Source organism: Kribbella sp. NPDC026611 (genome assembly GCF_040638345.1).
Classification (GTDB): domain Bacteria; phylum Actinomycetota; class Actinomycetes; order Propionibacteriales; family Kribbellaceae; genus Kribbella.
Map to the genome: position 1 here is coordinate 53,492 of NZ_JBEZYC010000007.1, position 19,371 is coordinate 72,862.

General features: G+C 68.4%; 24 protein-coding genes. 11 read left to right on the plus strand and 13 right to left on the minus strand.

The genetic code is table 11. The annotated features are described in order from the left end of the window. Positions 1-47 precede the first annotated feature (47 nt). Together AB0E69_RS27110 and AB0E69_RS27115 are read left to right on the plus strand one after the other, a co-directional pair. Positions 48-1,313, plus strand: a complete 1,266-nt coding sequence (locus tag AB0E69_RS27110) for a serine hydrolase domain-containing protein (RefSeq protein ID WP_360151811.1) — start codon at positions 48-50, stop codon at positions 1,311-1,313. A 127-nt stretch (positions 1,314-1,440) separates the two neighbouring features. Beyond that, entirely contained in the window at positions 1,441-1,857 is a 417-nt protein-coding gene (locus tag AB0E69_RS27115) for a hypothetical protein (protein WP_360151814.1), read from the plus strand. 4 nt (positions 1,858-1,861) lie between these two features. On the opposite strand, the gene AB0E69_RS27120 is transcribed toward AB0E69_RS27115, so the two are convergent. Then, positions 1,862-2,326, minus strand: a complete 465-nt coding sequence (locus AB0E69_RS27120; RefSeq protein WP_360151817.1) for a helix-turn-helix domain-containing protein — start codon at positions 2,324-2,326, stop codon at positions 1,862-1,864. Positions 2,327-2,389: 63 nt separating this feature from the next. On the opposite strand from AB0E69_RS27120, the gene AB0E69_RS27125 reads away from it, so the two are divergent. Beyond that, on the plus strand, positions 2,390-2,761 hold the full coding sequence (locus tag AB0E69_RS27125) for a cupin domain-containing protein (RefSeq protein ID WP_360151820.1): 372 nt from the start codon (positions 2,390-2,392) through the stop codon (positions 2,759-2,761). Positions 2,762-2,774: 13 nt separating this feature from the next. Here the strand turns inward: AB0E69_RS27125 and AB0E69_RS27130 are convergent, their stop codons facing one another. Together AB0E69_RS27130 and AB0E69_RS27135 are read right to left on the minus strand one after the other, a co-directional pair. Beyond that, positions 2,775-4,052, minus strand: coding sequence for a glycoside hydrolase domain-containing protein (locus AB0E69_RS27130; RefSeq protein WP_360151823.1), 1,278 nt, complete (start codon positions 4,050-4,052; stop codon positions 2,775-2,777). Positions 4,053-4,081: 29 nt separating this feature from the next. Then, positions 4,082-4,594: a helix-turn-helix domain-containing protein gene (locus AB0E69_RS27135; RefSeq protein WP_360151826.1), complete on the minus strand. Its 513-nt coding sequence runs from the start codon at positions 4,592-4,594 to the stop codon at positions 4,082-4,084. Positions 4,595-4,666: 72 nt separating this feature from the next. Here AB0E69_RS27135 and AB0E69_RS27140 point away from each other — a divergent pair, with 72 nt between their 5' ends. From AB0E69_RS27140 to AB0E69_RS27165, 6 genes are all read left to right on the plus strand, one after another. After that, positions 4,667-5,059, plus strand: coding sequence for a nuclear transport factor 2 family protein (locus AB0E69_RS27140; RefSeq protein ID WP_360151829.1), 393 nt, complete (start codon positions 4,667-4,669; stop codon positions 5,057-5,059). Between the two features lie 27 nt (positions 5,060-5,086). Then, positions 5,087-5,560: a GyrI-like domain-containing protein gene (locus AB0E69_RS27145; RefSeq protein WP_360151832.1), complete on the plus strand. Its 474-nt coding sequence runs from the start codon at positions 5,087-5,089 to the stop codon at positions 5,558-5,560. After that, positions 5,561-6,616, plus strand: coding sequence for a DUF5937 family protein (locus tag AB0E69_RS27150; RefSeq protein ID WP_360151835.1), 1,056 nt, complete (start codon positions 5,561-5,563; stop codon positions 6,614-6,616). Between the two features lie 116 nt (positions 6,617-6,732). Beyond that, positions 6,733-7,287 carry a dihydrofolate reductase family protein gene (locus AB0E69_RS27155; protein ID WP_360151838.1) on the plus strand — a complete coding sequence of 185 codons (555 nt, stop codon included), beginning with the start codon at positions 6,733-6,735 and terminating at the stop codon, positions 7,285-7,287. A gap of 9 nt (positions 7,288-7,296) precedes the next feature. After that, positions 7,297-7,899, plus strand: a complete 603-nt coding sequence (locus AB0E69_RS27160; protein WP_360151841.1) for a dihydrofolate reductase family protein — start codon at positions 7,297-7,299, stop codon at positions 7,897-7,899. Positions 7,900-7,956: 57 nt separating this feature from the next. Beyond that, positions 7,957-8,388 (plus strand): MerR family transcriptional regulator, encoded by a 432-nt coding sequence (locus tag AB0E69_RS27165; RefSeq protein ID WP_360151844.1) that lies wholly within the window; start codon positions 7,957-7,959, stop codon positions 8,386-8,388. Positions 8,389-8,917: 529 nt separating this feature from the next. Here the strand turns inward: AB0E69_RS27165 and AB0E69_RS27170 are convergent. Next, on the minus strand, positions 8,918-10,027 hold the full coding sequence (locus AB0E69_RS27170) for an FAD-dependent oxidoreductase (RefSeq protein ID WP_360151846.1): 1,110 nt from the start codon (positions 10,025-10,027) through the stop codon (positions 8,918-8,920). Between AB0E69_RS27170 and AB0E69_RS27175 the strand changes: the two genes are divergently transcribed. After that, positions 10,026-10,904 carry a LysR family transcriptional regulator gene (locus AB0E69_RS27175; protein WP_360151849.1) on the plus strand — a complete coding sequence of 293 codons (879 nt, stop codon included), beginning with the start codon at positions 10,026-10,028 and terminating at the stop codon, positions 10,902-10,904. The genes AB0E69_RS27170 and AB0E69_RS27175 overlap by 2 nt on opposite strands. 21 nt (positions 10,905-10,925) lie before the next feature. Here the strand turns inward: AB0E69_RS27175 and AB0E69_RS27180 are convergent, their stop codons facing one another. From AB0E69_RS27180 to AB0E69_RS27215, 8 genes are all read right to left on the minus strand, one after another. Next, positions 10,926-11,408 carry a 2,4'-dihydroxyacetophenone dioxygenase family protein gene (locus tag AB0E69_RS27180; RefSeq protein WP_360151852.1) on the minus strand — a complete coding sequence of 161 codons (483 nt, stop codon included), beginning with the start codon at positions 11,406-11,408 and terminating at the stop codon, positions 10,926-10,928. Between the two features lie 10 nt (positions 11,409-11,418). After that, entirely contained in the window at positions 11,419-12,096 is a 678-nt protein-coding gene (locus AB0E69_RS27185; RefSeq protein WP_360151855.1) for an SDR family oxidoreductase, read from the minus strand. Between the two features lie 89 nt (positions 12,097-12,185). Beyond that, on the minus strand, positions 12,186-12,818 hold the full coding sequence (locus tag AB0E69_RS27190; RefSeq protein ID WP_360151858.1) for a hypothetical protein: 633 nt from the start codon (positions 12,816-12,818) through the stop codon (positions 12,186-12,188). A gap of 74 nt (positions 12,819-12,892) precedes the next feature. Then, positions 12,893-13,567 carry a hypothetical protein gene (locus AB0E69_RS27195; protein ID WP_360151861.1) on the minus strand — a complete coding sequence of 225 codons (675 nt, stop codon included), beginning with the start codon at positions 13,565-13,567 and terminating at the stop codon, positions 12,893-12,895. Between the two features lie 80 nt (positions 13,568-13,647). Continuing rightward, positions 13,648-15,174: a precorrin-2 C(20)-methyltransferase gene (locus AB0E69_RS27200; protein WP_360151864.1), complete on the minus strand. Its 1,527-nt coding sequence runs from the start codon at positions 15,172-15,174 to the stop codon at positions 13,648-13,650. Next, complete coding sequence (locus tag AB0E69_RS27205) at positions 15,174-15,800, minus strand: precorrin-8X methylmutase (RefSeq protein ID WP_360151867.1); 627 nt, start codon at positions 15,798-15,800, stop codon at positions 15,174-15,176. Before AB0E69_RS27205 ends, AB0E69_RS27200 begins: the two co-directional genes overlap by 1 nt. Then, positions 15,797-16,993: a precorrin-3B synthase gene (locus AB0E69_RS27210; RefSeq protein ID WP_360151870.1), complete on the minus strand. Its 1,197-nt coding sequence runs from the start codon at positions 16,991-16,993 to the stop codon at positions 15,797-15,799. Before AB0E69_RS27210 ends, AB0E69_RS27205 begins: the two co-directional genes overlap by 4 nt. A gap of 9 nt (positions 16,994-17,002) precedes the next feature. Then, a complete protein-coding gene (locus AB0E69_RS27215) occupies positions 17,003-18,172 on the minus strand; it encodes an MFS transporter (protein ID WP_360151873.1) in 1,170 nt (389 codons plus the stop codon). 128 nt (positions 18,173-18,300) lie between these two features. Between AB0E69_RS27215 and AB0E69_RS27220 the strand changes: the two genes are divergently transcribed. Then, positions 18,301-18,804 carry a DUF664 domain-containing protein gene (locus AB0E69_RS27220; RefSeq protein WP_360151876.1) on the plus strand — a complete coding sequence of 168 codons (504 nt, stop codon included), beginning with the start codon at positions 18,301-18,303 and terminating at the stop codon, positions 18,802-18,804. On the opposite strand, the gene AB0E69_RS27225 is transcribed toward AB0E69_RS27220, so the two are convergent. Further along, positions 18,805-19,305, minus strand: a complete 501-nt coding sequence (locus tag AB0E69_RS27225) for a MarR family winged helix-turn-helix transcriptional regulator (protein ID WP_360151879.1) — start codon at positions 19,303-19,305, stop codon at positions 18,805-18,807. Positions 19,306-19,371 lie beyond the last annotated feature (66 nt).

Below are 19,371 nucleotides of genomic sequence, written 5' to 3' on the forward strand. Positions count from 1 at the left end.
AGAGACTCCTTCGCGTTGTCCACCCCTGCCCAGAGGAGAACACGTTCGTGGAGTTGAACCGCCGTACCCTCGGCAAGCTTGCTGTCGCCACTGGAGCCACTGCTGCGGCCGGTACGGGCGTCGGCTACACGGTGAGCCGGTCGGCCGACGCCGCTACGACCTGGAAGACGACCGGTACGGCGGTGGCTGCGCTCGCCGGGTTCGACAACCAGATGAAGGCGTTCATGCAGGCCCGCGGGGTGACCGGCGGCCAGCTTGCCGTCACCTACAAGGGCCGGCTGGTGCTTGCCCGCGGCTACAGTACGTCGACGGCGCTGGATGTCCAGCCGACGTCGCTGTTCCGGATCGCCAGCCTGACGAAGTCGTTCACCGCGGCGGCGATCGTGAAGCTCGTGCAAGACGGCAAGCTCGACCTGGCCACGCCGGTGGTGAACCTCCTGGACATCAAGCCGGCCACCGGGCTGACCCGGGACTCGCGCTGGTCGACGATCACGCTGTGGAAGCTGCTGCAGCACCTCGGCGGCTGGGACCGGGACGTTTCCGGTGACCCGACCTCGAAGGACGCGACGATTTCGCGGACCCTCGGCGTACCGATGGAGCTGCAGCACGCGGACGTGATCAAGTACATGGCCGGGCAGAAGCTCGACTTCACCCCGGGTACGAAGGTCGCGTACTCGAACTTCGGGTATCTCCTGGCCGGTCGCGTGATCGAGAAGGTCAGCGGGCTCAGCTACGAGAACTACGTGCAGCAGAAGCTGCTGACGCCGCTCGGCATCAAGCGGATGGCGCAGGGGTGGAGCGTCGCCAAGCACACGGGCGAGGTGCCGTACGAGTCGCAGTACAGCGGGCCGACGGTGCTCGACATGACCGGCAAGACGGTGCCGTCGCCGTACGGCACGTTCAGTCTGCGGATCCACGACGCGAACGGCGGCTGGATCGCGAGCGCGCCGGACCTGGTCCGCTGGGCGAAGCTGTTCGACGCGCCGGGCAGCATCTTCAACAGCACGTCGCTCAGCCGCTTCTGGTCCAAGCCGTCGACCGGCGTGAACCCGGACGGTTGGTACTACGGCCTCGGCTGGCAGGTCCGCCCGGTCACCGGCGGCACCGGCCGCAACACCTGGCACACCGGCAGCCTCCCGGGTACGTCGACGATCATCGTCCGCACCAACACCGGCCTGAGCTGGGCCGCGCTGTTCAACCGGCGCGACGACCCGTCCGGCAAGTCCTACGGCGACATCGACGCAGCACTGTGGACCGCCGCGAACGGCGTCAGGACCTGGCCGACGACCGACCTGTTCCCGAAGTACTTCTAGCCGTCGGCGCTGCCTGCGACCGCCTTTTCGTCTCCCTCGAAAAGCTCCGTAGCTGAACCCGGGACGCTCGTACCGTCAGAACCGCGACCCGCCACCCCATGCGGCGGGCGCGATTCTGGGGAGTGAAATGACACGCAAGATCCTTAGGGCGGGCATCGCATTGGCTGCGCTGTGCGTCGTTGCCTCGACCGGCGCCACCCAAGCCGCCATTGCCTCGCCCCTCGCGGTGCCGAGCACGTCGCCGACGGTGAGCAACGGATACGTCGACCCGGACCGCGTCATCGGATGCGCTTCAGGGCATGTCTGCATCGCAGTGCCGTACGGCGCAGGACGCTGGGTGTTCGACTTCTACAACTACGGCTCCTACTCGACGTACAACTGGAACGGCACGGGCACAGTCATGAACGCCCAGACCGGCAACGCCGCGTTCCGCTACGACGACGCCCGAGGCCACCAGCTCGGTTGCATCCCGGCAGACGGCCGCAACCACAGCGTGAGCGTAGGCCCGGTCTACCGCGTTCGCGTCACCGCGACACCTTGCTGACGGTCTAGAACATCAGTGCTCTGAAGTGCGGCGTGCTGACCTGGGCCTCGCCGGCCATGGCGGTCAGTACGCCGCGCATCGCCTCGACCGCCTCGTCGCCGAGCTTCCGGCGCAGGCGGCGTTCGTACGTCTGGTGAAACCTTCGTGCCGCCGCCAGCGCCGCCTCGCCGCGTGCGCTCAGGTGTAGCAAGCGGGCCCGGGCGTCGGACGGATCCGGCCGGCGTTCGACGTACCCGCGCCGCTCCATGTCGTCGGCGATCTGGCTCGCGCCCTGCTTGGTGATGTCGAGCCGCTCGGCCAGCCCGGTGATCGTCGTCGGTGCGGCGCCGAGCGTGCGCAGTACGAAGCCGTCCGACCGCCCTTGGTCGTCGAACCCCTGCGCCGCCGTGTACGCCCGCAGTTCACCGACGAACTCCTGCTCGGCCAGCAGCAGAAGAACCCCGAAATCCAGCTTGCCCGATCGCGTCATACCGGCCATGATAGTCAAGTCAACTTGGTCAAGTTGGATTGACTAAATCCGAGGGGTTTCCTGATGCAGGTAGTTCGCGCGGCCGACGCGCCGCGGTTCGAGCTGGGCGGGGTGGAGTTCGCAGTCTTCGCTTCACCGAGCAACGGTTCGAAGCAGCTGTGCGCGTGGCGGCTCACGCTCCCGCCGGGCCACGGCGGCGACGCGCCGCACACTATCGACGCCGACGAGGTCTTCGTGGTGCTGAGCGGATCCGTCCGCCTCACCCCGGACGGCGAGAAGCTAGGGCCGGGCGACGCCCTCGTCGTGCCGGCGGGTGAGCCGATTCAGGTCACCAACCTGGGCGACGAGCCCGCAGCGCTGCACGTGGCAATCACTGCGGGCTTCACCGGGACGATGGCCGACGGTACGAAGGTCCAGCCGCACTGGGCCCAGTAGAGCTCAGTAAAGCTCAGCAGCGCCGGAATGGTGCGCTGTACGTCGTCTTGCTCGGGGTGGCGACGTAGTAGTCGGTGACCCAGGACCCGTCACTCAGCCGGTCCCACACCGACGTCGTACCGACCTTGGAGCCGGCCGCCTGGCAGGTGATCCATGCCAGTGAGCCGATCGGCAGCGGGCTCGGGTACACGGCGTACGCCGTACCCGGTCCGTGCCGGCGGCTCAGGTTGTTGGTCGTTGTCTGGTACGGGAACGCGCAGCCGGGCAGGGGTGCGCTGTAGCCGGGCTTGCTCGGGGTACGCACGTAGTAGTCGGTCACGTAGGTGCCGTCGATCAGCTTGTCCCACACCGTGGTCGTACCGATCTTCGGACCGAACGTTTGGCACACGACACGGACCGCCTTGTTCGCAGCGATCGTCGAGCGAACCGGGTACGCCGTACCAGGGCCGCTGTACGAGTGGATCGTTGTACGGACGGTGTACGTGTACGCGACACTCGCCACGGGCGCGTCGAACCGGTCGTTGTCGATGTTGAGCGTCACGCCGCCGTACGTCTCCGAGTGGTCGCCGACGTACTGCTTGCCGCGCTGTCCGACGGCCCAGAACGTGTTGGGGATACCGGCCCAGCCGGTCAGCGCGCTGCTGCCGTCCCAGCGGGCGATCCAGAGCGCGTCCGGGCGTGCGTACGAGCTGGAGTTGTACGCCGCGGCCAGGTCGGGTGCGCCGGACGCGAGGTTGGCGTAGACGCCGGACATGTACCGCTGGAAGTGCATCTCCTTCGTCCACGCCGACAGGTAGTGCAGTACTGCGTTGCGGCAGACCGCGTTGGTCCTGTCGTAGTTCTCCATGTCGTTGTAGACCGCACTGCCCGGCAGGATGCCCAGTGCCTTCGCCTTGGCCACCGCATCGTCCGCGTCGCGCACCGCGTCCCGGTTGGAGGAGGCGGTCGACATCTTGTACCGCCGCGTGCCGCAGGGCGCCTGTAGACCGAGGTAGATCGGTACCAGTCGCCAGCCCATGGTTGTCACGGTGCTGACCCAGGCGGCGGTGAGCTGCGGCTGCGCACAGCTCCGGTTGACTCCGCCGATGTAGATCCCGACTGCCTTGTACGGCGACGCCCGCCACGCGGACATCTGCGCCACCGTAGGCGCCGTACAGGTGTCGAACGCCAGACCGGTGAACCGCGTCGCCGTCGTACCGGCGTTGTAGGTGATCGGTGTGGTCGGCTCGGCGACCGCAGTGACGGCGGTGCCTACGACCAGAGCTGTAGCAACGACCAAGATCTTGAGCATGACGCTCACCCCCTGGCCTCAGTACACGCTCAGGATTGCGGCAACGCCAGCCCTCGGAAGATGATCGCCAGCGTCCGCCGGCGCAGGTCCTCCGGCCAGTCCGCCTGCTGAGCGGCTGCTGTCATCAGGGCGAGTACCTCGTCCACCTGCACGTCGGCCTGTACCTCGCCCGCGTCCTTGGCCTGGTCGAGCAGCCGCTGCACCTCGTTGGTCAGCCCAACGAGGGCATCGCCGACGTCGAGGTCCTCCGCGAGCGCGGCCACCACGGTCCGCGTCCGCACCGCTTCGTCCACGACCGCGGTGATGAAGTCGAACAGTGTCGCCTCGGCTGCCAGTGCGACGAGGTTTGCGAGCGACTCCTTCATGATCGCGACCAGCAGCTCGTCCTTGGTCGCGAAGTGCCGGAAGACCGTCCCGACCGCGATCCCCGCCTTCCCGGCGATCTGCTCGGTCGTCGCCTTCGGCCCCTGCTCGGCAAACACCTCGGCCGCCGCGGCCAGAATCGCGGCCCGGTTGCGTCGTGCATCCGCTCGCGGGGTCATTGCCGACCTCCTTGAAAGATGAGTAGCCACTCATGATACTTTCTGAGTCCCCACTCAGGTTAGGGAGGTCTGATGTCCCTGCTCGCGGTGATTGATCGAATGGGTGCCAGCTGGACGGGTGATGCCGGGTCGTTCGACGACCTGCTCGCCGACGACGTGGTGATCGAGGTGCCGTTCGCGGCCGGTGGTGCGCGGCGGTGGGTCGGGCGGGAGGAGTGGCTGGCGTTCGCCAGGCCGGCGCGGGCGGCGTTTCCGGTGCGGTTCGACCGGTTCACGAAGCTGGCGGTGCACGAGACGGCCGATCCGGAGGTCGCGGTGGTCGAGTACGAGCTGGCCGGCGAGATCGCGGCGACGGGGAAGCGCGGGTCGGCGCGGTTCATCGGCGTACTGCGGGTGCGGGACGGGCGGATCGCGGAGTGGCGTGAGTACCAGGACACTGCTGCGATTCAGCAGGCGCTAGGTTGAGGGCAACTGTCTAGTCGGGAGGATCGGATGCCGGAGATCGTCGAGGTGGGGGAGCGGCCGTACGTCGCGCTGCGCGGGAAGGTGCCGATGAGCGGGATCGGCGCGTTCGCCGACCGGATGCGTGAGGTGATCGACTGGCTCGCCGCGAAGGAGATCGCGCCGAACGACGCGCCGTTCTTCAAGTACGACGTGGTCGACATGGAGAACGGTCTGGTGATGGAGATCGGCTTCCCGGTCGACGACCTGCACAGCGGCGAGGGCGAGATCGTCACCGGCGTCCTCCCGGCCGGTCGGTACGCGTCTTCGCAGTACCACGGCCACCCGGACGGCCTCGTGCAGGCGACCGCGGACCTGCTCGCGTGGGCCTCCTCGGAGGGGCTCGAGTTCGACGCGTCCGGCGACAACTGGACGGCCCGGCTGGAGATCTACAGGTCGGACCCGCGCGAGGTCCCCGACATGAACGACTGGGACACCGAGCTCCAGTTCAAACTCAAGAGCTAAGTGCCGACTGTCCTTGCCGGTGTCAGTCGGCTGGAGGCGGAGCGGATCAGGCATGTCGCTTCGCCTCTGATCGAGCTCGGTTGCGCACTGCACGTCCTCGCCGAACCCACCCACCACTCAGCATCGGAGTGGGCAGTCGCGGTGCCGTTGAGCCCTGCGCTGCGGGCCGAACTGGCCCAGTGGTCGTGGACGGTCCGGGCTGTCCGGTCGCGGTTCTTCGCCACCTCAGCCGCGGTAGGCATGCCGTCGTGGGCCGACGAGCTGGCCGCGTTGCGCGCCCGTACGCCGGAGTCCCTCGCCGCTGACCTGGTCCGGCCGCTCCGTGGACGCCCGTTGAGCAGCCACACGACCGACACCGACGCCGTACGCCACTGGGCCCGCAGCCGCGGCCCTGGTGTCGCGTCCCTGGTCGACGCGCTGCTGACGGATCCTGCTGAGCCGGTACGGCGGTTCCTCGACGTACTGGACGCTTGCTGGTCGGAGTGGTTCCGGGACGTGTGGGACTCGTACCGTGACGCGCTGGCCGCTCGCGGCAGGCAGGATCGCGACCTCGCCATCCGCGACGGCGTACTCGCGATGCTCCGCTCCCTCGACAGCTCGATCGACATCCGCGACGACGACAGCGTCATCGTCCAGAAGGTCCAGAGCAAACGCGTCGACATCTCGGCCCGTTCCGTGCTGCTTGCGCCCAGCAACTACATCGCCCCGCACCTGTTCCTCGGCGAGCTCCCCGGCGAACCCCTCACCGTCATCTATCCCCTCGGCGGCCGCGGCCCCGCCGTCCCCACCGCCACCCAGATCCGGGCCCGCCTGGAAGCCCTCTCGTCCCCCGACCGCCTCCAGGTCTGCCGAGCGGTCGCCAGCGAACCCCGCACGGCCGGCGAGATCGCCGCCCTCTGGAACCTCCACCCCACCCAGGTAACGCGCCACCTCCGAGCCCTGACCCGAGCCGGCTTGGTAACCCCCGAACGCCAAGGCCGGTTCGTTGCCTACCGCCTGGACAACACCGCTCTGACCACCCTGGGCACAGACCTCCTCACCCTCATCCTCAGATAATCCACCCACGTACGCGGTTCTGAGGCCGAGGGTGGGACAGGATGTAATCAATTCGGATGACGACAGGGTGATCCTCGATCGGCAGGCTGGTGGGAACGAGATCGAGGAGACAGGTCATGCGAGACGTCATTCTGTACATGTCGATGTCCTTGGACGGGCTGGTCGACAGCGACCGCGAGCATCCTGGGATGGCGATTCCCGAGAGCGATGAGCTCAAGCAGTGGAAGCTCGACCGGATCAGTACGGCCGGAGCGCACCTGATGGGCCGGACGACGTACGAACAGATGTCGTCGGCGTGGCCGGAGTCGGACGACCCGTACGCCGCCCCGATGAACGACATCCCGAAGGTGGTGTTCTCCACCACGCTCAGCGACGCCGACGCGTCCTGGCCGGTGACCCAGGTCGCGCGCCGCGACCTCGCGACCGAGATCGCGGCGATCAAGGCCGAGCCCGGTCCGGACGTGATCGCGTGGGGCGGTGCTCGATTCGCCGGCGCATTGGCTGCGGCGGACCTGATCGACGAGTACCGCATCCTGATCCAGCCGTTGGTCCTGGGGCGAGGGCTGGCGTTGTTCGACCAGTTGCCGGAGTCGCGGCACCTGAACCTCGTCGAGGCGACACCGTTCTCCAACGGCGTCGTTGTACACATCTACCGGCCGCAGCAGGCCTGAGGAGACATCATGGGCAAGGTAGTTGCGCAGGCGAACATGTCGCTCGACGGGTACGTCGCCAAGCAGGACAACACCATCGGCCACTTGTTCGACTGGCTGCAGAACGGCGAGGTCGACATGCCGACTCCCGCCGGGGACTTCACAATCCAGCTGACCCCGCCGAGCGCCGAGTACCTACGGCAGTGGGTGTCCTCCCTCGGCGCACTGGTCTGCGGCCGGACGCTGTTCGACGTGGCCGATGGCTGGCAGGGCCGCCATACCCTGGACGTCCCCGTGGTCGTCGTGACCCACCGGATCCCCACCGACTGGATCGCCGCACACCCGGACGCACCCTTCACCTTCGTCACCGACGGTGTGGCGGCAGCAGTCGCTCAGGCACAAACCCTGGCCGGCGACCGCGTCGTCACCGTCACCGGCGGCACCATCGCCCGCCAGTGCCTCGACCTCGGTCTCCTCGACGAGATCGCCGTCGACCTCGTGCCGGTCGTGATGGGCGAGGGCAACCGCCCCTTCTTCGGCAAGCTAGCGACCGACGAGGTCATCCTCGGCAACCCAACCACCTGCATCCAGGGCGACCGCGTAACCCACCTCACCTTCCCAGTCCTGCACTAACCCTCGGTCCACAGTCGCCTGGACATGGTCGTTTCCTCGAGACGCTTGAATGGTGGTGTGAAGTCGATCGGTGAGGTGGCGGCGCAGTTCGGGGTGGCGACACATGTACTGCGGCATTGGGAAACGGAAGGTCTGCTCGCGCCGGCACGGGTGGGGGATCGCCGTCGGTACTCAGACGCGGACGTGCGCCGCGTGGCAGCAATCCTGATCTCGAAGGAGGCGGGGTTCGGGCTGGCGGACATTCGGACGATGCTGGCTACTGGGCCGGCACCGGATCGCGAGGAGATCTTGACGAGGCACCGAGAGATGCTTCGAGACCGAATCGCGCGGGCGCAGGCCGCGCTTGACCTGATCGAGGGTGGGCCCTGTACGCATGACGAGCTGATGATGTGCCCGCACTTCCAGAACGCGGTCACAGACCGCCTCGGGCCGCGCCACACGAGAACCGCCGATCAGCGGGCCATCGGTCAGCCGTGTACGGCGCCGTGAACGGACGCGCTGGCGGTTGAGAGCCGGCCGCGGCGGGGTGACGGCGAGCCTGCGAAATACCCGCGGCGCGTCAACCACCTCAGCCCGCCGCCAGCAGTCCGTCGACGAACGGACGCCACCCCGAGGTAGTCACTCGCGAGCGCAGCGAGCAACCCCGCGGCGCCAGCCGCGAACACGCGAGCGCCAGCTCGCAACTCCGCGGGCGGAGCGAGCGAACCCCCGGCACTCGCCGGGAACTCCGGGGCGCTCGTCCCCGAACAAGCGGGGTGGGTGGGGCGGCGCGTAGTGCGGCGACGAAGGAGCCGTGCGTAGCACCGCGATGGGATTAACCACCTGCACCACTCCCCAGCAGTACCACGAGTAGTGCGCCAGCCCGGGGTTGTCGCACGCGGGCGGCAGCCCGCAACAAGCCAGCGCGAGCTGGAAGCACGCCGGCGCTAAGCCGGAGGGTGGGTGGGAGCGGGGCGTAGCGGGCGCGGTGAGGAGCGGAGCGACGAATGGCGTCTGCGTAGCACCGCGTGGGGGCGAACTACTTGAGGAGCTTGCGAAGGGACCGGGCGGCTTGGAAGCCGGCTCGGTTGGCTCCTATGGTGCTGGCGGAGGGGCCGTAGCCGACCAGGTGGATACGTGGGTCTTTGGTGGTGACGGTGTTAGACATCTGGATGCCGCCGGACGGCTCGCGGAGGTGGAGCGGGGCCAGGTGGGCCAGGTCCGCACGGAAGCCGGTCGCCCAGAGGACGGTGTCGAAGTGCTGGTGGCGGCCGTCGGGCCACACCGCGCCGTCGGGCGTCAGACGAGCAAACATCTCCTGCCGCGTGTAGACACCGCGATCCCACGCAGCCTGTTCCTGCGGACGAAGGTGGAGCCCGGTAACGCTCACAACGCTTCGCGGCGGCAGCCCCGCGCGTACCCGCTCCTCCACTCGCGCAACGACCTGCCGACCGTATTCCGGGGTGAAGTCGTCACTCGTCCGCCACTCCGGCGGTCGTCGGGTGACCCATGTGGTCGACGCGACCTCGGAGATCTCCGCGAGCAGCTGTACGGCGGATGCACCCCCGCCCACCACCAGCACCTCCTGGCCAGCGAGTTCGGCAGCACCACGGTAGTCAGCGGTGTGTAGTTGCCGCCCGTCGAAGTGCCCCGGGTACCACGGGATGAACGGTCGGTCCCAGGTGCCCGTCGCGTTCACCAAAGCCTTGGTCCGGTACGACGACACCTCGGTCTGCACCAAGAACCCGGACTCGTCCGCCTGCCCCGAGCCAGAAATCCGCTGCACCCTCTCCACGCTGACCGGCCGCACCACAGGTAGCGCGAACTTCTTCTCGTACGACGCGAAGTACGACGGCACGAACGCGTTCGCCCGCTCACCACCGGCACTCGACGGCACCGGCACCCCAGGCAGGTTCGCGATCCCGTGGACATCGTGCATCGTCAGCGAGTCCCACCGATGCTGCCAAGCTCCACCAGGCGACGGGTTCCGGTCGAGTACGACGACCTCGTCGTATGGCGTGAACCCCAGCCGCACCAGGTGGTATGCGGCCGACAGCCCCGCCTGTCCCGCACCGATCACCACTACCTCGAGCACACCAGCCACAACGTCCGGTCGGCCGTACGTCTTCCCGGCTACCGTGACCATCATGGACCTCACCGCGGCGTACGGCTTCCGGATGGACTGGATCGTCAGCTTCGTCGCGGTCGCTCGTCACGGTGGCTTCTCCGCGGCCGGCAAGGCGGTCTACCGCGGCCAGTCCCGCATCAGCGAGCACGTCGCCGACCTGGAGCGCGCTCTCGGCGTACAGCTCTTCGACCGCACCGCCCACCCGGCCCGGCTGACACCGGAGGGGCGGGCGCTGGTGCCGCAGGCGGAGGAGATCATCCGCCTGGTCCAGAACCTGTCCGCCGGGGGAGAGGTCCGCTTCGGCGCCTACCCGAGCGCAGCGACCTGGCTCTTCCCCCAAGTGGTACGCCGCCTCCCGGGCAACGTGCGCCTGCTCCTCGTCGAGGGCCCCAGCGTCGACCTGGAGAGCGCACTGGTCCGCGGTGACATCGATCTGGCCATCCGCCCGGTCCACCCGCTGGTCACCGACGAGTCTCTGGTCCACGAGGTGCTCTGGCGCGAGCCACTGACCGCCGTCTTCCCCGAGAACCACCCGCTCGCCGGCAACGAGTCCGTCAGCCTCGTGCAGCTCGCCGAACTCCAGCTGATCTCGATCGGCGAGAGCGACGGGCCACGGCAGTTCGAGTCACACCTGGCGTTCGCGTCCAAGGGCCTCAGCCCGAAGTCCGCGTTTCGCACCAACCAGCCGCAAACCCTGCTGTCCCTGGTCCGCCACAACCTCGGCGTTGGCGTCACCAACGAACTCGCCGTCACCACCGCCAACCTGACCGGCGTCCGCCTGGTCCCGATCCACGACGCCGGCGTCGAGCGTCAGGTCGCGCTCTTCACCCACCAGGCCCGTCCGCGGACCCCGGCTCTCGAGACCGTCATCGCCGCCGTCCGGCAGGTGACCGAATGAAACTAGTTACAAACGGACTAGTTACCGAATGAATTGGTCCACGTAGTCGGCCCCCAGACCGTTCGCGCCGTAGTGGTCCCGGCACAGCTGGATCTTGGTGAACGTGTCCTCGTACCCGATCTGGTTCCCGGCCTCGTCCACGTAGATCATCGCCCCGGAGATGTTGAAGAACGTGATCATCTCCGTGCAGTCCTCCGGCACCCGCAGCGTGTGGATCTCGCCCGGCGGCTCGTACACGAACGACCCGGCGTCGGCCACCCACTTGTGCTCGTCGTACTGCCACTTGCCCTTGATCACGTAGCCGAAGACCGCGCTCGGGTGCCGGTGCCGCGAGACGATGCCGGCCCGGGTCACCTTGAGCAGGTTGCACCACTGTCCGGTGACCGTGTTCAGCATCAGCGGCCGGAACCACACGCCGGGCGCCTGCTGCACCCACAGCCGGTCGTCGTCGGGCACTGCCTGGACAGCGATCTCCGCGGGAACACCTGCTGATACCGGGATCATCGACCACTCCTCACATGCTCAGATAGCCGCCGTCGACGGGTACGACGGCACCGGTGACGAACCCCGCGTCCGGACCGGCCAGGAACGCGACCACACCGGCCACCTCGTCGGCGCGGCCCCAGCGGGCCATCGGCGTACGGGACAGGATCCGGTCGGACGCGACCGGATCGGCCTGCAGCGCGGCGGTGAGGTCCGTGGCGATCCAGCCAGGTGCGACCGCGTTCACCCGGATGCCGTCTGCGGCCCACGCCACCGCCAGGGACTTGGTCAGCTGCACGACTCCACCCTTGGACGCGCTGTACGCCGGGACCAGCGGACCACCGAAGTAGCTCAGCATCGACGCCACGTTCACTACGCAGCCGTCAGTAGCGGCCAGCAGGTCGTGCGCGGCCTCGCAGGCCCGCAACGCACCGGTCAGGTTGATCTCGACGACCTCCCGGAACACTTCGGGCCGGTGCTCGTCGCCACGCCGGATGACCCCGGCCGCGTTGACCAGTACGTCGAGCCGCTCGAGCGAACCGACCAGCTGCTCCAGTGCCCCCGGATCAAGCAGGTCCAGCTCCACAGCGTCCCCGCCCGCGCCGAGCCCCGCTGCCACCACCTGGAGTCCATCGGCAGCGAGGCGTCGTACCACGGCCGCACCTATCCCGCTGGTGCCTCCAACGACAAGAGCTGTCCGGGGCGCCATGAGTCGAATGCTGGCCGAGCGGACTGGTCACAGCAAGGAAGACCCGGACGACGGATGGGAGCTATCCGGCGTCCGGGCCACCCCTCACTTCACCCAGCGCTGTTGTCGATGCGCCGGTGGTATCGCTGGCCCGCCTTCCCGCCAATCAGCGCAGCCAGCAACGTGATGACCACTGCGGCGACCAGCGTTACCAGCCCGCCCGCGGTCAGGGTGTCGTCCGTGATCGGGACCGACGGCAGATCAACGCGGTTCAGTACGTCGTACTGCGACCCCGCCAGCGCGGCGACGCCCGCGACGACGGCCGTGATCACGATGCCGATCAGCCACACGCCGAACCCCTGCCGCGCGCCGTCGAACCGGGCCAGCCGGCCGGCGACGTAACCGCCGTTGTAGTAGGCGATCGCGAGAATCAGTAGCAGGACCACACCAGAGGCGATCCCGATGGTGCCGGCCGCGGAGTGCCAGTCGATGGTGACCGCGTAGTCGACCGCTGCGGCGATGGCGCCGACGATCCCGCTCAGCAGCGCGATCAGGCCGATCGCGACGAGCCAGCCGAAGAAGGCCGCACCGCCCTTGAACCCGCGGTATGACGGGTCGACCTCGGCCGCAGCGGAGGTCTGTACCTTGGCCCGATGCCGGCTGGCAACGTCCCGCTGGTCTTCGTGGTTCTTTGACGGGTCGTTCCGTTCGACCCGTGTCTCTTCCTGATGCTGCTGGGTCATGTCAGCCTCTCCTCACCAGACAGGCCCCGTGTACTACTCCAGTACCCGCAGCAAAACGTGGTGAGGGCGTAACGCTAAGGCAGCAGCCGGTCGATCTTGTCGTGGTAGCGCCGGCCGGTCTTGCCGCCGAGGATGGCTGCCAGCAGCGTGAGCACCAGCAGTGCTGCACCGGCTGCGGCGCCACCGAGCGTGAGCGTCTTGTCGGAGAGTGAGACGTCCGGCCAGTTCACCTCGCCGACGAGGTCGTACTGCTTGTCCAGGAGCCATCCGCCGCCACCAGCGACCACTCCGACGAGCAATGCGATCATCCACACGCCGAAGCCTTGCCGGCCGCCGTCGAAGCGAGCGAGACGTCCAGCGACGTACCCGCCTATGTAGAAGCCCAGTGTCACCATCAGCACGCTCACTGCGGCTGCGGTGATACCTGCGGCGCCCGGCTCGGCCTTGGCGTCGCTGGTGGAGTAGTCCAGTACCTGCGCGGTCCCGAGAGCTGCAGCGGCGGCAGCGGCCAGCAGCAGGACCGACATGGAGATGGCGATCAGCCAGCCGAAGAAGGCCGCTCCGAACTTGAACCCGCGGTACGACAGCAGCTCAGCGTCGAGCTCGGGCTCTGGCTGCTCCAGCGGCAGGTTGATCGTGCTCATCGCCCGGTTGGCAGCCGCCCGGGCCTCCTCGTACCGCTGGGTGCTGGTGTCCTCGCCGACGGGCGTGGCGATCGTGGCGGTGTCACCTGGGTACTGCTCACTCATCTCCGCTGTCTCCTCACAAGTCGGCCTCGGCGCGGGCCCATACCCGGGTCGCACCCGCCCGACACGGCCGGACTGTGGATTTAACCGGGACCTGGTGTCGACTCACTCCCTGTGTCCGGGTAGCGGCGTGGAGTGAAGACCAGGCCACCGGCTGGGCGGGGCACAGTACGGGTCTGCGACGAGCCGACCAGCAGCAAGCACCGCATGTCAACGGCTTGTGGCTCCAGCTCGGCCAGTGTGGTGACAGTGATCTCCTCGGCCGGGCCGCCGACATCACGGCCGATGACGACCGGCGTGTCAGCGGACCTGTGCTCCAGCAGGAGCTCCTGAGTCGCTGCGACCTGCCAGGTGCGGGTCTTGGAGGCCGGGTTGTAGATAGCAATCGCCAGGTCGGCCGCAGCTGCCGCTGTCAGCCGCTGGGCGATCACCTCCCACGGCTTGAGCCGGTCCGACAGCGACAGCACGCAGTAGTCGTGGCCGAGCGGCGCACCGACCCTGCTGGCGACCGCCTGTGCTGCAGTCATCCCTGGCAGCACGTGTACGGCGATGTCGGCGTACTCCGGCTCCGACGCGACCTCCGTGACCGCACTGGCCATCGCGAACACACCTGGGTCACCGGACGACACCACTACGACCGAGGAGCCCTTGCGGGCCAGATCGAGGGCGAACGCGGCCCGCTCCGACTCGACCCGGTTGTCTGACCCGTGCTTGCGCTGACGGGCCCGGTCGGGGAGGCGGTTGACGTACGTCGTGTAGCCGATCACGTCGTCGGCGCCGGCGATTGCTGCGCGGGCCTCCGGCGTCATCCACTCTGGTCCGGCCGGTCCGAGCCCGACGACTGTGACCGAGCCCTCCTTGGCGGTCCGCGTGGTCGGTGCGGTGAAGCTGTTGTTGATCGGGCTGGGGAGGAGGGCGAGCGAGAAGTACGGAACGTTCTCGGGGTCCACCTCGGTGAGCGGGGCCGTCCGCTGCGCGTCGGTGGTCGCACGCTCGACGTACCACGCCTCGTCTGCGCGTCCGGCGAGCTCGAACGCCTCGCGCACGTTGGCGAACGTCCGGCCGAGCTTCATGACCGCGGCGGCGTCGGTACTGCGCAGCCGCTCGGCGAGCACGTCCGGCGGCAGCGTGCCCGGTAGGACCGTCAGGATCTCGTCGCGCTCGCACAGCGGGCGACCGAGCACGGCGGCTGCCGCGCTGACGGACGTGACGCCAGGGACGACCTCACATGAGTAGCGGTCGGCGAGGCGTTTGTGCATGTGCATGTACGAGCCGTAGAAGAGGGGGTCGCCCTCGGCCAGTACGACGACGTCGCGGCCGGCATCGAGGTGGGCGGCGAGCCGGGTGGCGCAGTCGGCGTAGAAGTCGTCCATGGCGCCCTGGTAGCCGCCGGGGTGGTCCGTCGTCTCCGTGGTGAGCGGGTAAACGAGGTGCTCCTCCAGCTGGCCGTCCCGGAGGTACGGCGCTGCTACGGACCGCGCGATGCTCCGGCCGTGGCGGGCGCTGTGGAAGGCGATCACGTCCGCCGCGCCGATCAGGCGGGCTGCCTTCACGGTCACCAGCTCGGGATCACCTGGTCCGAGGCCGACGCCCCAGAGTCGTCCGGTCATCACTCTTCCTCGCTTGCGATGGCGTTGACGGCGGCTGCGGTGATCGCGCTACCGCCACGGCGGCCGCGGACCACCAGGTACTCGAGGCCGAGCCCGTTCGCCGCCAGCGCGTCCTTGGACTCTGCTGCACCGATGAAGCCGACCGGGATCCCAAGGACCGCTGCTGGTCGCGGCGCGCCCGCGTCGATCAGCTCCAGCAGGCGGAACAGGGTGGTCGGGGCGTTGCCAATAGCAACAACAGCGCCCTGCAGCTGGGCGCTCCAGAGCTCGACGGCTGCGGCGCTTCTGGTGGTCTGGAGCTGCTGGGCGAGCTCCGCGGTCCGCGGGTCCTGGAGGGTGCAGATGACCTGGTTGTCCGCCGGCAGCCGGCGCCGCGTGATGCCTGCGGCAACCATCTGCGCGTCACAGAGGATCGGGGCCCCGTCCTGGAGCGCTGCCCGCGCGTTCTTCACGACGTTTGGTGAGTAGGCCAGGTCGGTGACCAGGTCCGTCATCCCGCACGCGTGAATCATCCGCACCGCAACCTGCGCGACGTCGCCCGGCAGCCCGGTGAGGTCCGCCTCGGCCCGGATCGTGGCAAACGACCGCCGGTAGATCTCCGCGCCGTCCCGCACGTACTCGTTCACATCCGCTCCCCATCCACCAGGTAACCGCCCGCTACTGCCACCACGTCCACAAACCCGTCCGCGGGCTTCCCGCACCGCCGCTCACACCCAGAAACGTGCAGCCGCCTCGCCGTGTCCTGCCGGAGCTGCAGAGCGAGATGCTGAGCGTCTGCGCGTACGTCGGCCAGCGCCTTGGCGCACCCTGGGCGCCCAGCACAAGCCGATACCCCTTCCCACACCGAGCCAGGCTCGGTCACCAAACCGACCCGCTCGAGCAAGCCCTGCGTCCCCGCCGGCACCACAACGGACCTCCACGGCGTCAGCCGGACCTCCTCAGCACACTCCGCGACCGCAGCAGCCTGCTCTTGGGTCAGACTCCCCAACGGCACCGTCACCACCAGAGCCGACCCATGTACGCCTGCCTCGATCACCCCGGAGGCCGGACCTGCGCCGTCCACCCAGGACTGCGGTGCAAGCAGCTCCGCCCGAGCGGTCCCTTGCGGCGGGGCGAGCGGGTCTGCCGGCGCCGGGCCGATGCGAGAGGCAGGTGAGTCCGCGACTGCTCCACTGAGCCGCGCGAGGATCCGGTCAGCGCCGCCGGGGAGCTCAGCAATACGCCACTCCTGGTCACGCTCCACCAGGAATGCTTCAGCTGCCGCCAGCATCAGCCCAGGTACCTCCGCCCACGCGGCCCGCAGTCCTGGGGTAGCTCCCACGGTCAGCAGCGCGGTGGATTCGTCCAAGGCCCGCACGTACACGTCGGCTTGGGCTTGAGCTAGGTCGCCGCGGCCGTCGTCGAGTGCGAACAGGAAGCGGCCGGGGAGGTCAGCCAGTGCGGGGCGGGCGCAGAGGGCCTGGTCCAGGGCGGCGGCCACCGGCATGACGTCGTACCGGGACTCGCTGTCGAGTCCGGAGAGGGGGGACGCCAGGATGTTGCGGACTCGCTCGTGGGGGACAGAGGGCAGGAGTCCGGCCGTGTAGAGCCGGTCGGACAAGGCGCGGGGTCCGGCGGGGTCTAGGCCGCGGATCTGGACGTTGCCGCGGGACGTGAGCTCCAGGCGGCCGTCGCCCAGGTCGGCGGAGGCAAGCCGCAGTACGTCGAGCTGGTGCCGGCTGAGCACCCCACCGGGCACCCGGACGCGTGCGAGACCGCCGTCTGCCGCCTGGTGCACCGCCAGCACACCAGGGCATCGGTCGGTCTCGGTTCGCGCCACACGGGGATGCTACGTGCCCGAAACCTGCTGTGTTCTGGACCACAGCAGTACGCCGGCCGCCAGCACCGCACATGCCCCACCGCAGAGCATCGCCACAGACACCGACGCACCGTCAACCACCAGGCCGCCCAGCAACGCCCCGACCGACAGCACAGCCTGGAAAGACGACGTGAACCACACAGTCGCCGCCTCCCGCGACTGTGGTGCCGCAGCCGCGAACATGCCCATCGAACAGACAGGCACCCCGCCGTACCCGAGTCCCCACACCACTAGCAGCATCAGCGCTCCCGCACCGGTCCGCCCGACCACTGGCATCAGCAGCGTCGCAGCAGCGATCAGCCCAGCGCAGGTCGCGAAGGTGACCCGCAGGTTCCGCGCCGCCGCGGTACCAGCGACCAGGTTGCCCACCAGCCCAGCGAAGCCGTAGACGAGCAGGTACACCCCGATCAGCTCCGGCCGGATGACGTCCCGCAGGAACGGCGTCACGTACGTGTAGCTCATGAAGTGCGCGGTGACGACGAGCGATGTCACGACGACCGGAGTACGGCTCCGCCGCAACGCGTCCCGCAGTACGGCGGCACTCGTCACCTGTAGCGGCGGTAGCGCAGGCACCGTCGCCGCGAGCGCACCCAGCACCAGCAGGGACAGCACCCCGAGACCGACGAACGACATACGCCAGCCAGCAAGCTCGCCTACGAACGTCCCTGCAGGCACGCCAAGCACCGTGCCGAGCGGTACCGCCGCGAAGATCACCGCGGTGGCACGCGTAGCCCACCGTTCAGGTACCAGCCGATTCGCCAGGCCCGCACCGATCGACCAGAACCCGCCAATGGTCAGCCCGACCAGGAAGCGGGCGAACAACTCAAGCCAATAGACCGGAGCGGCCGCCGCCATGAACCCTGCCGCCGCCAGCAGCACCATGAGCACGCACAGCATCAGCCGACGATCCAGACGAGCCGTAGCAACAGTCACCACCGGTGCAGCGACGGCTGCGACCAGTCCGGGCATGGTCATCAGCCAGCCGGTCCGGCCGGAGCTCAGCCCGAAGTCCGTCCCGATCGGCGTGAGCAGACCGATCGGCAGGATCTCGGTGGTGACGATCGCGAAGATCCCGAGTGTCACGGCCACCACTGCGAACCAGCGGACGGCCGAGGTGTTCCGTTGCGCCAGAAGAGTCATACCGACCAGGCAACCGGCTCACCACCGTCCAGACTGGCGGTTTCGCGACAGTGCCCTCACCGCCAAGCACCCCGTCGCATTCCCGCTACTACCAATCGCTGTCGGCGCGGGATGAGAGGCTGCCGTCCATGGCCCTGAGAGACCGTCCGTGGCCGGACGACGACCTGACGCTGGCGCAGTCGGTGATCGGGTACTTCGAGTTCATCCACACGACCGCGGTGAACAAGCTGGACGGCCTGGATGAGCAGCAGGCTCGCCGGACACCCCTCACCACGTCCCCGGCGATGAACCCGCTCGGCCTGATCAAGCACCTCACCGCGGTCCAGCGACAGCACATCCAGCGCACGATCGGCGGCCGGGATCTGCCGTCGCTGTGGCGGTCCGATGACCATGACTACGAGTTCCGGGTCGCCCCGGACGAGACGATCGCGTCGGTCGTTGCCGCGTACGACGCCGAGTGGGAGCTCTCACAGCAGACCCTCCGCGACGTCAACTGGACCGGCTTCATCGACGGCTACCGCGGCCCGATCCGCATCGAGCGTCTCCTGCTCGACGTCCTGCAGGAATCAGCCCGGCACCTCGGCCACCTCGACGTACTCCGGGAACTGATCGACGGAGGCCGCGGCGAATAGCTATGCGCGCTGGCGGGTTCTGCGGATCGGTTGCGCGGGCACTGCGTGTGCGAGCGGCCCGTTGTTGTCGACGAGGGTGATCAATGCGTTCACGAACGGCGAGCGCTGCGGTGCGGCGAGAGACTCGAGCGCGTCGCGGTGGACCCGGTCGACGATCTTCTGACCTTCGGCGGCGATCCGGGCGCCGGCGTCGGTGACCGCGATGATGCGCGCGCGCCGGTCGGTGGCCGACGGCTTGCGCTCGGCGTACCCGGCCTTCTCCAAAGCGTCGACGGTGACGACCATCGTGGTCTTGTCCAGGTACGCGAGCTCGGCGATCTGGATCTGGGTGCGCTCCTCGTCGAGCGCGTGCCGCAGCACGCACTGCATGCGGATGGTCAGCCCGATCTCCGCGAGCGCGGCGGACAGTTGGGTCTCGAGCACATGCCCGGCGTGCGTGAAGTACCCGGTGAGGTCGGGAACCGTCCGCGGTGGCGCGGTGCGGGGTGGATGGCTGGCCATACGTTGAGGATAGCTCGGGATTATCTGCTGGCAGATCATCCCGCGACAGATCATCCGCTACTGTGT

What these genes read in the sequence shown, in the direction of transcription:
- AB0E69_RS27180 (WP_360151852.1), bottom strand. Translation starts at nt 11,408, where the DNA reads ATGATCCCGGTATCAGCAGGTGTTCCCGCGGAGATCGCTGTCCAGGCA.
- AB0E69_RS27160 (WP_360151841.1), top strand. Translation starts at nt 7,297, where the DNA reads ATGGGCAAGGTAGTTGCGCAGGCGAACATGTCGCTCGACGGGTACGTC.
- AB0E69_RS27155 (WP_360151838.1), top strand. Translation starts at nt 6,733, where the DNA reads ATGCGAGACGTCATTCTGTACATGTCGATGTCCTTGGACGGGCTGGTC.
- AB0E69_RS27145 (WP_360151832.1), top strand. Translation starts at nt 5,087, where the DNA reads ATGCCGGAGATCGTCGAGGTGGGGGAGCGGCCGTACGTCGCGCTGCGC.
- AB0E69_RS27225 (WP_360151879.1), bottom strand. Translation starts at nt 19,305, where the DNA reads ATGGCCAGCCATCCACCCCGCACCGCGCCACCGCGGACGGTTCCCGAC.
- AB0E69_RS27175 (WP_360151849.1), top strand. Translation starts at nt 10,026, where the DNA reads ATGGACCTCACCGCGGCGTACGGCTTCCGGATGGACTGGATCGTCAGC.
- AB0E69_RS27195 (WP_360151861.1), bottom strand. Translation starts at nt 13,567, where the DNA reads ATGAGTGAGCAGTACCCAGGTGACACCGCCACGATCGCCACGCCCGTC.
- AB0E69_RS27215 (WP_360151873.1), bottom strand. Translation starts at nt 18,172, where the DNA reads ATGACTCTTCTGGCGCAACGGAACACCTCGGCCGTCCGCTGGTTCGCA.
- AB0E69_RS27220 (WP_360151876.1), top strand. Translation starts at nt 18,301, where the DNA reads ATGGCCCTGAGAGACCGTCCGTGGCCGGACGACGACCTGACGCTGGCG.
- AB0E69_RS27115 (WP_360151814.1), top strand. Translation starts at nt 1,441, where the DNA reads ATGACACGCAAGATCCTTAGGGCGGGCATCGCATTGGCTGCGCTGTGC.
- AB0E69_RS27130 (WP_360151823.1), bottom strand. Translation starts at nt 4,052, where the DNA reads ATGCTCAAGATCTTGGTCGTTGCTACAGCTCTGGTCGTAGGCACCGCC.
- AB0E69_RS27120 (WP_360151817.1), bottom strand. Translation starts at nt 2,326, where the DNA reads ATGACGCGATCGGGCAAGCTGGATTTCGGGGTTCTTCTGCTGCTGGCC.
- AB0E69_RS27185 (WP_360151855.1), bottom strand. Translation starts at nt 12,096, where the DNA reads ATGGCGCCCCGGACAGCTCTTGTCGTTGGAGGCACCAGCGGGATAGGT.
- AB0E69_RS27135 (WP_360151826.1), bottom strand. Translation starts at nt 4,594, where the DNA reads ATGACCCCGCGAGCGGATGCACGACGCAACCGGGCCGCGATTCTGGCC.
- AB0E69_RS27125 (WP_360151820.1), top strand. Translation starts at nt 2,390, where the DNA reads ATGCAGGTAGTTCGCGCGGCCGACGCGCCGCGGTTCGAGCTGGGCGGG.
- AB0E69_RS27140 (WP_360151829.1), top strand. Translation starts at nt 4,667, where the DNA reads ATGTCCCTGCTCGCGGTGATTGATCGAATGGGTGCCAGCTGGACGGGT.
- AB0E69_RS27170 (WP_360151846.1), bottom strand. Translation starts at nt 10,027, where the DNA reads ATGATGGTCACGGTAGCCGGGAAGACGTACGGCCGACCGGACGTTGTG.
- AB0E69_RS27200 (WP_360151864.1), bottom strand. Translation starts at nt 15,174, where the DNA reads ATGACCGGACGACTCTGGGGCGTCGGCCTCGGACCAGGTGATCCCGAG.
- AB0E69_RS27190 (WP_360151858.1), bottom strand. Translation starts at nt 12,818, where the DNA reads ATGACCCAGCAGCATCAGGAAGAGACACGGGTCGAACGGAACGACCCG.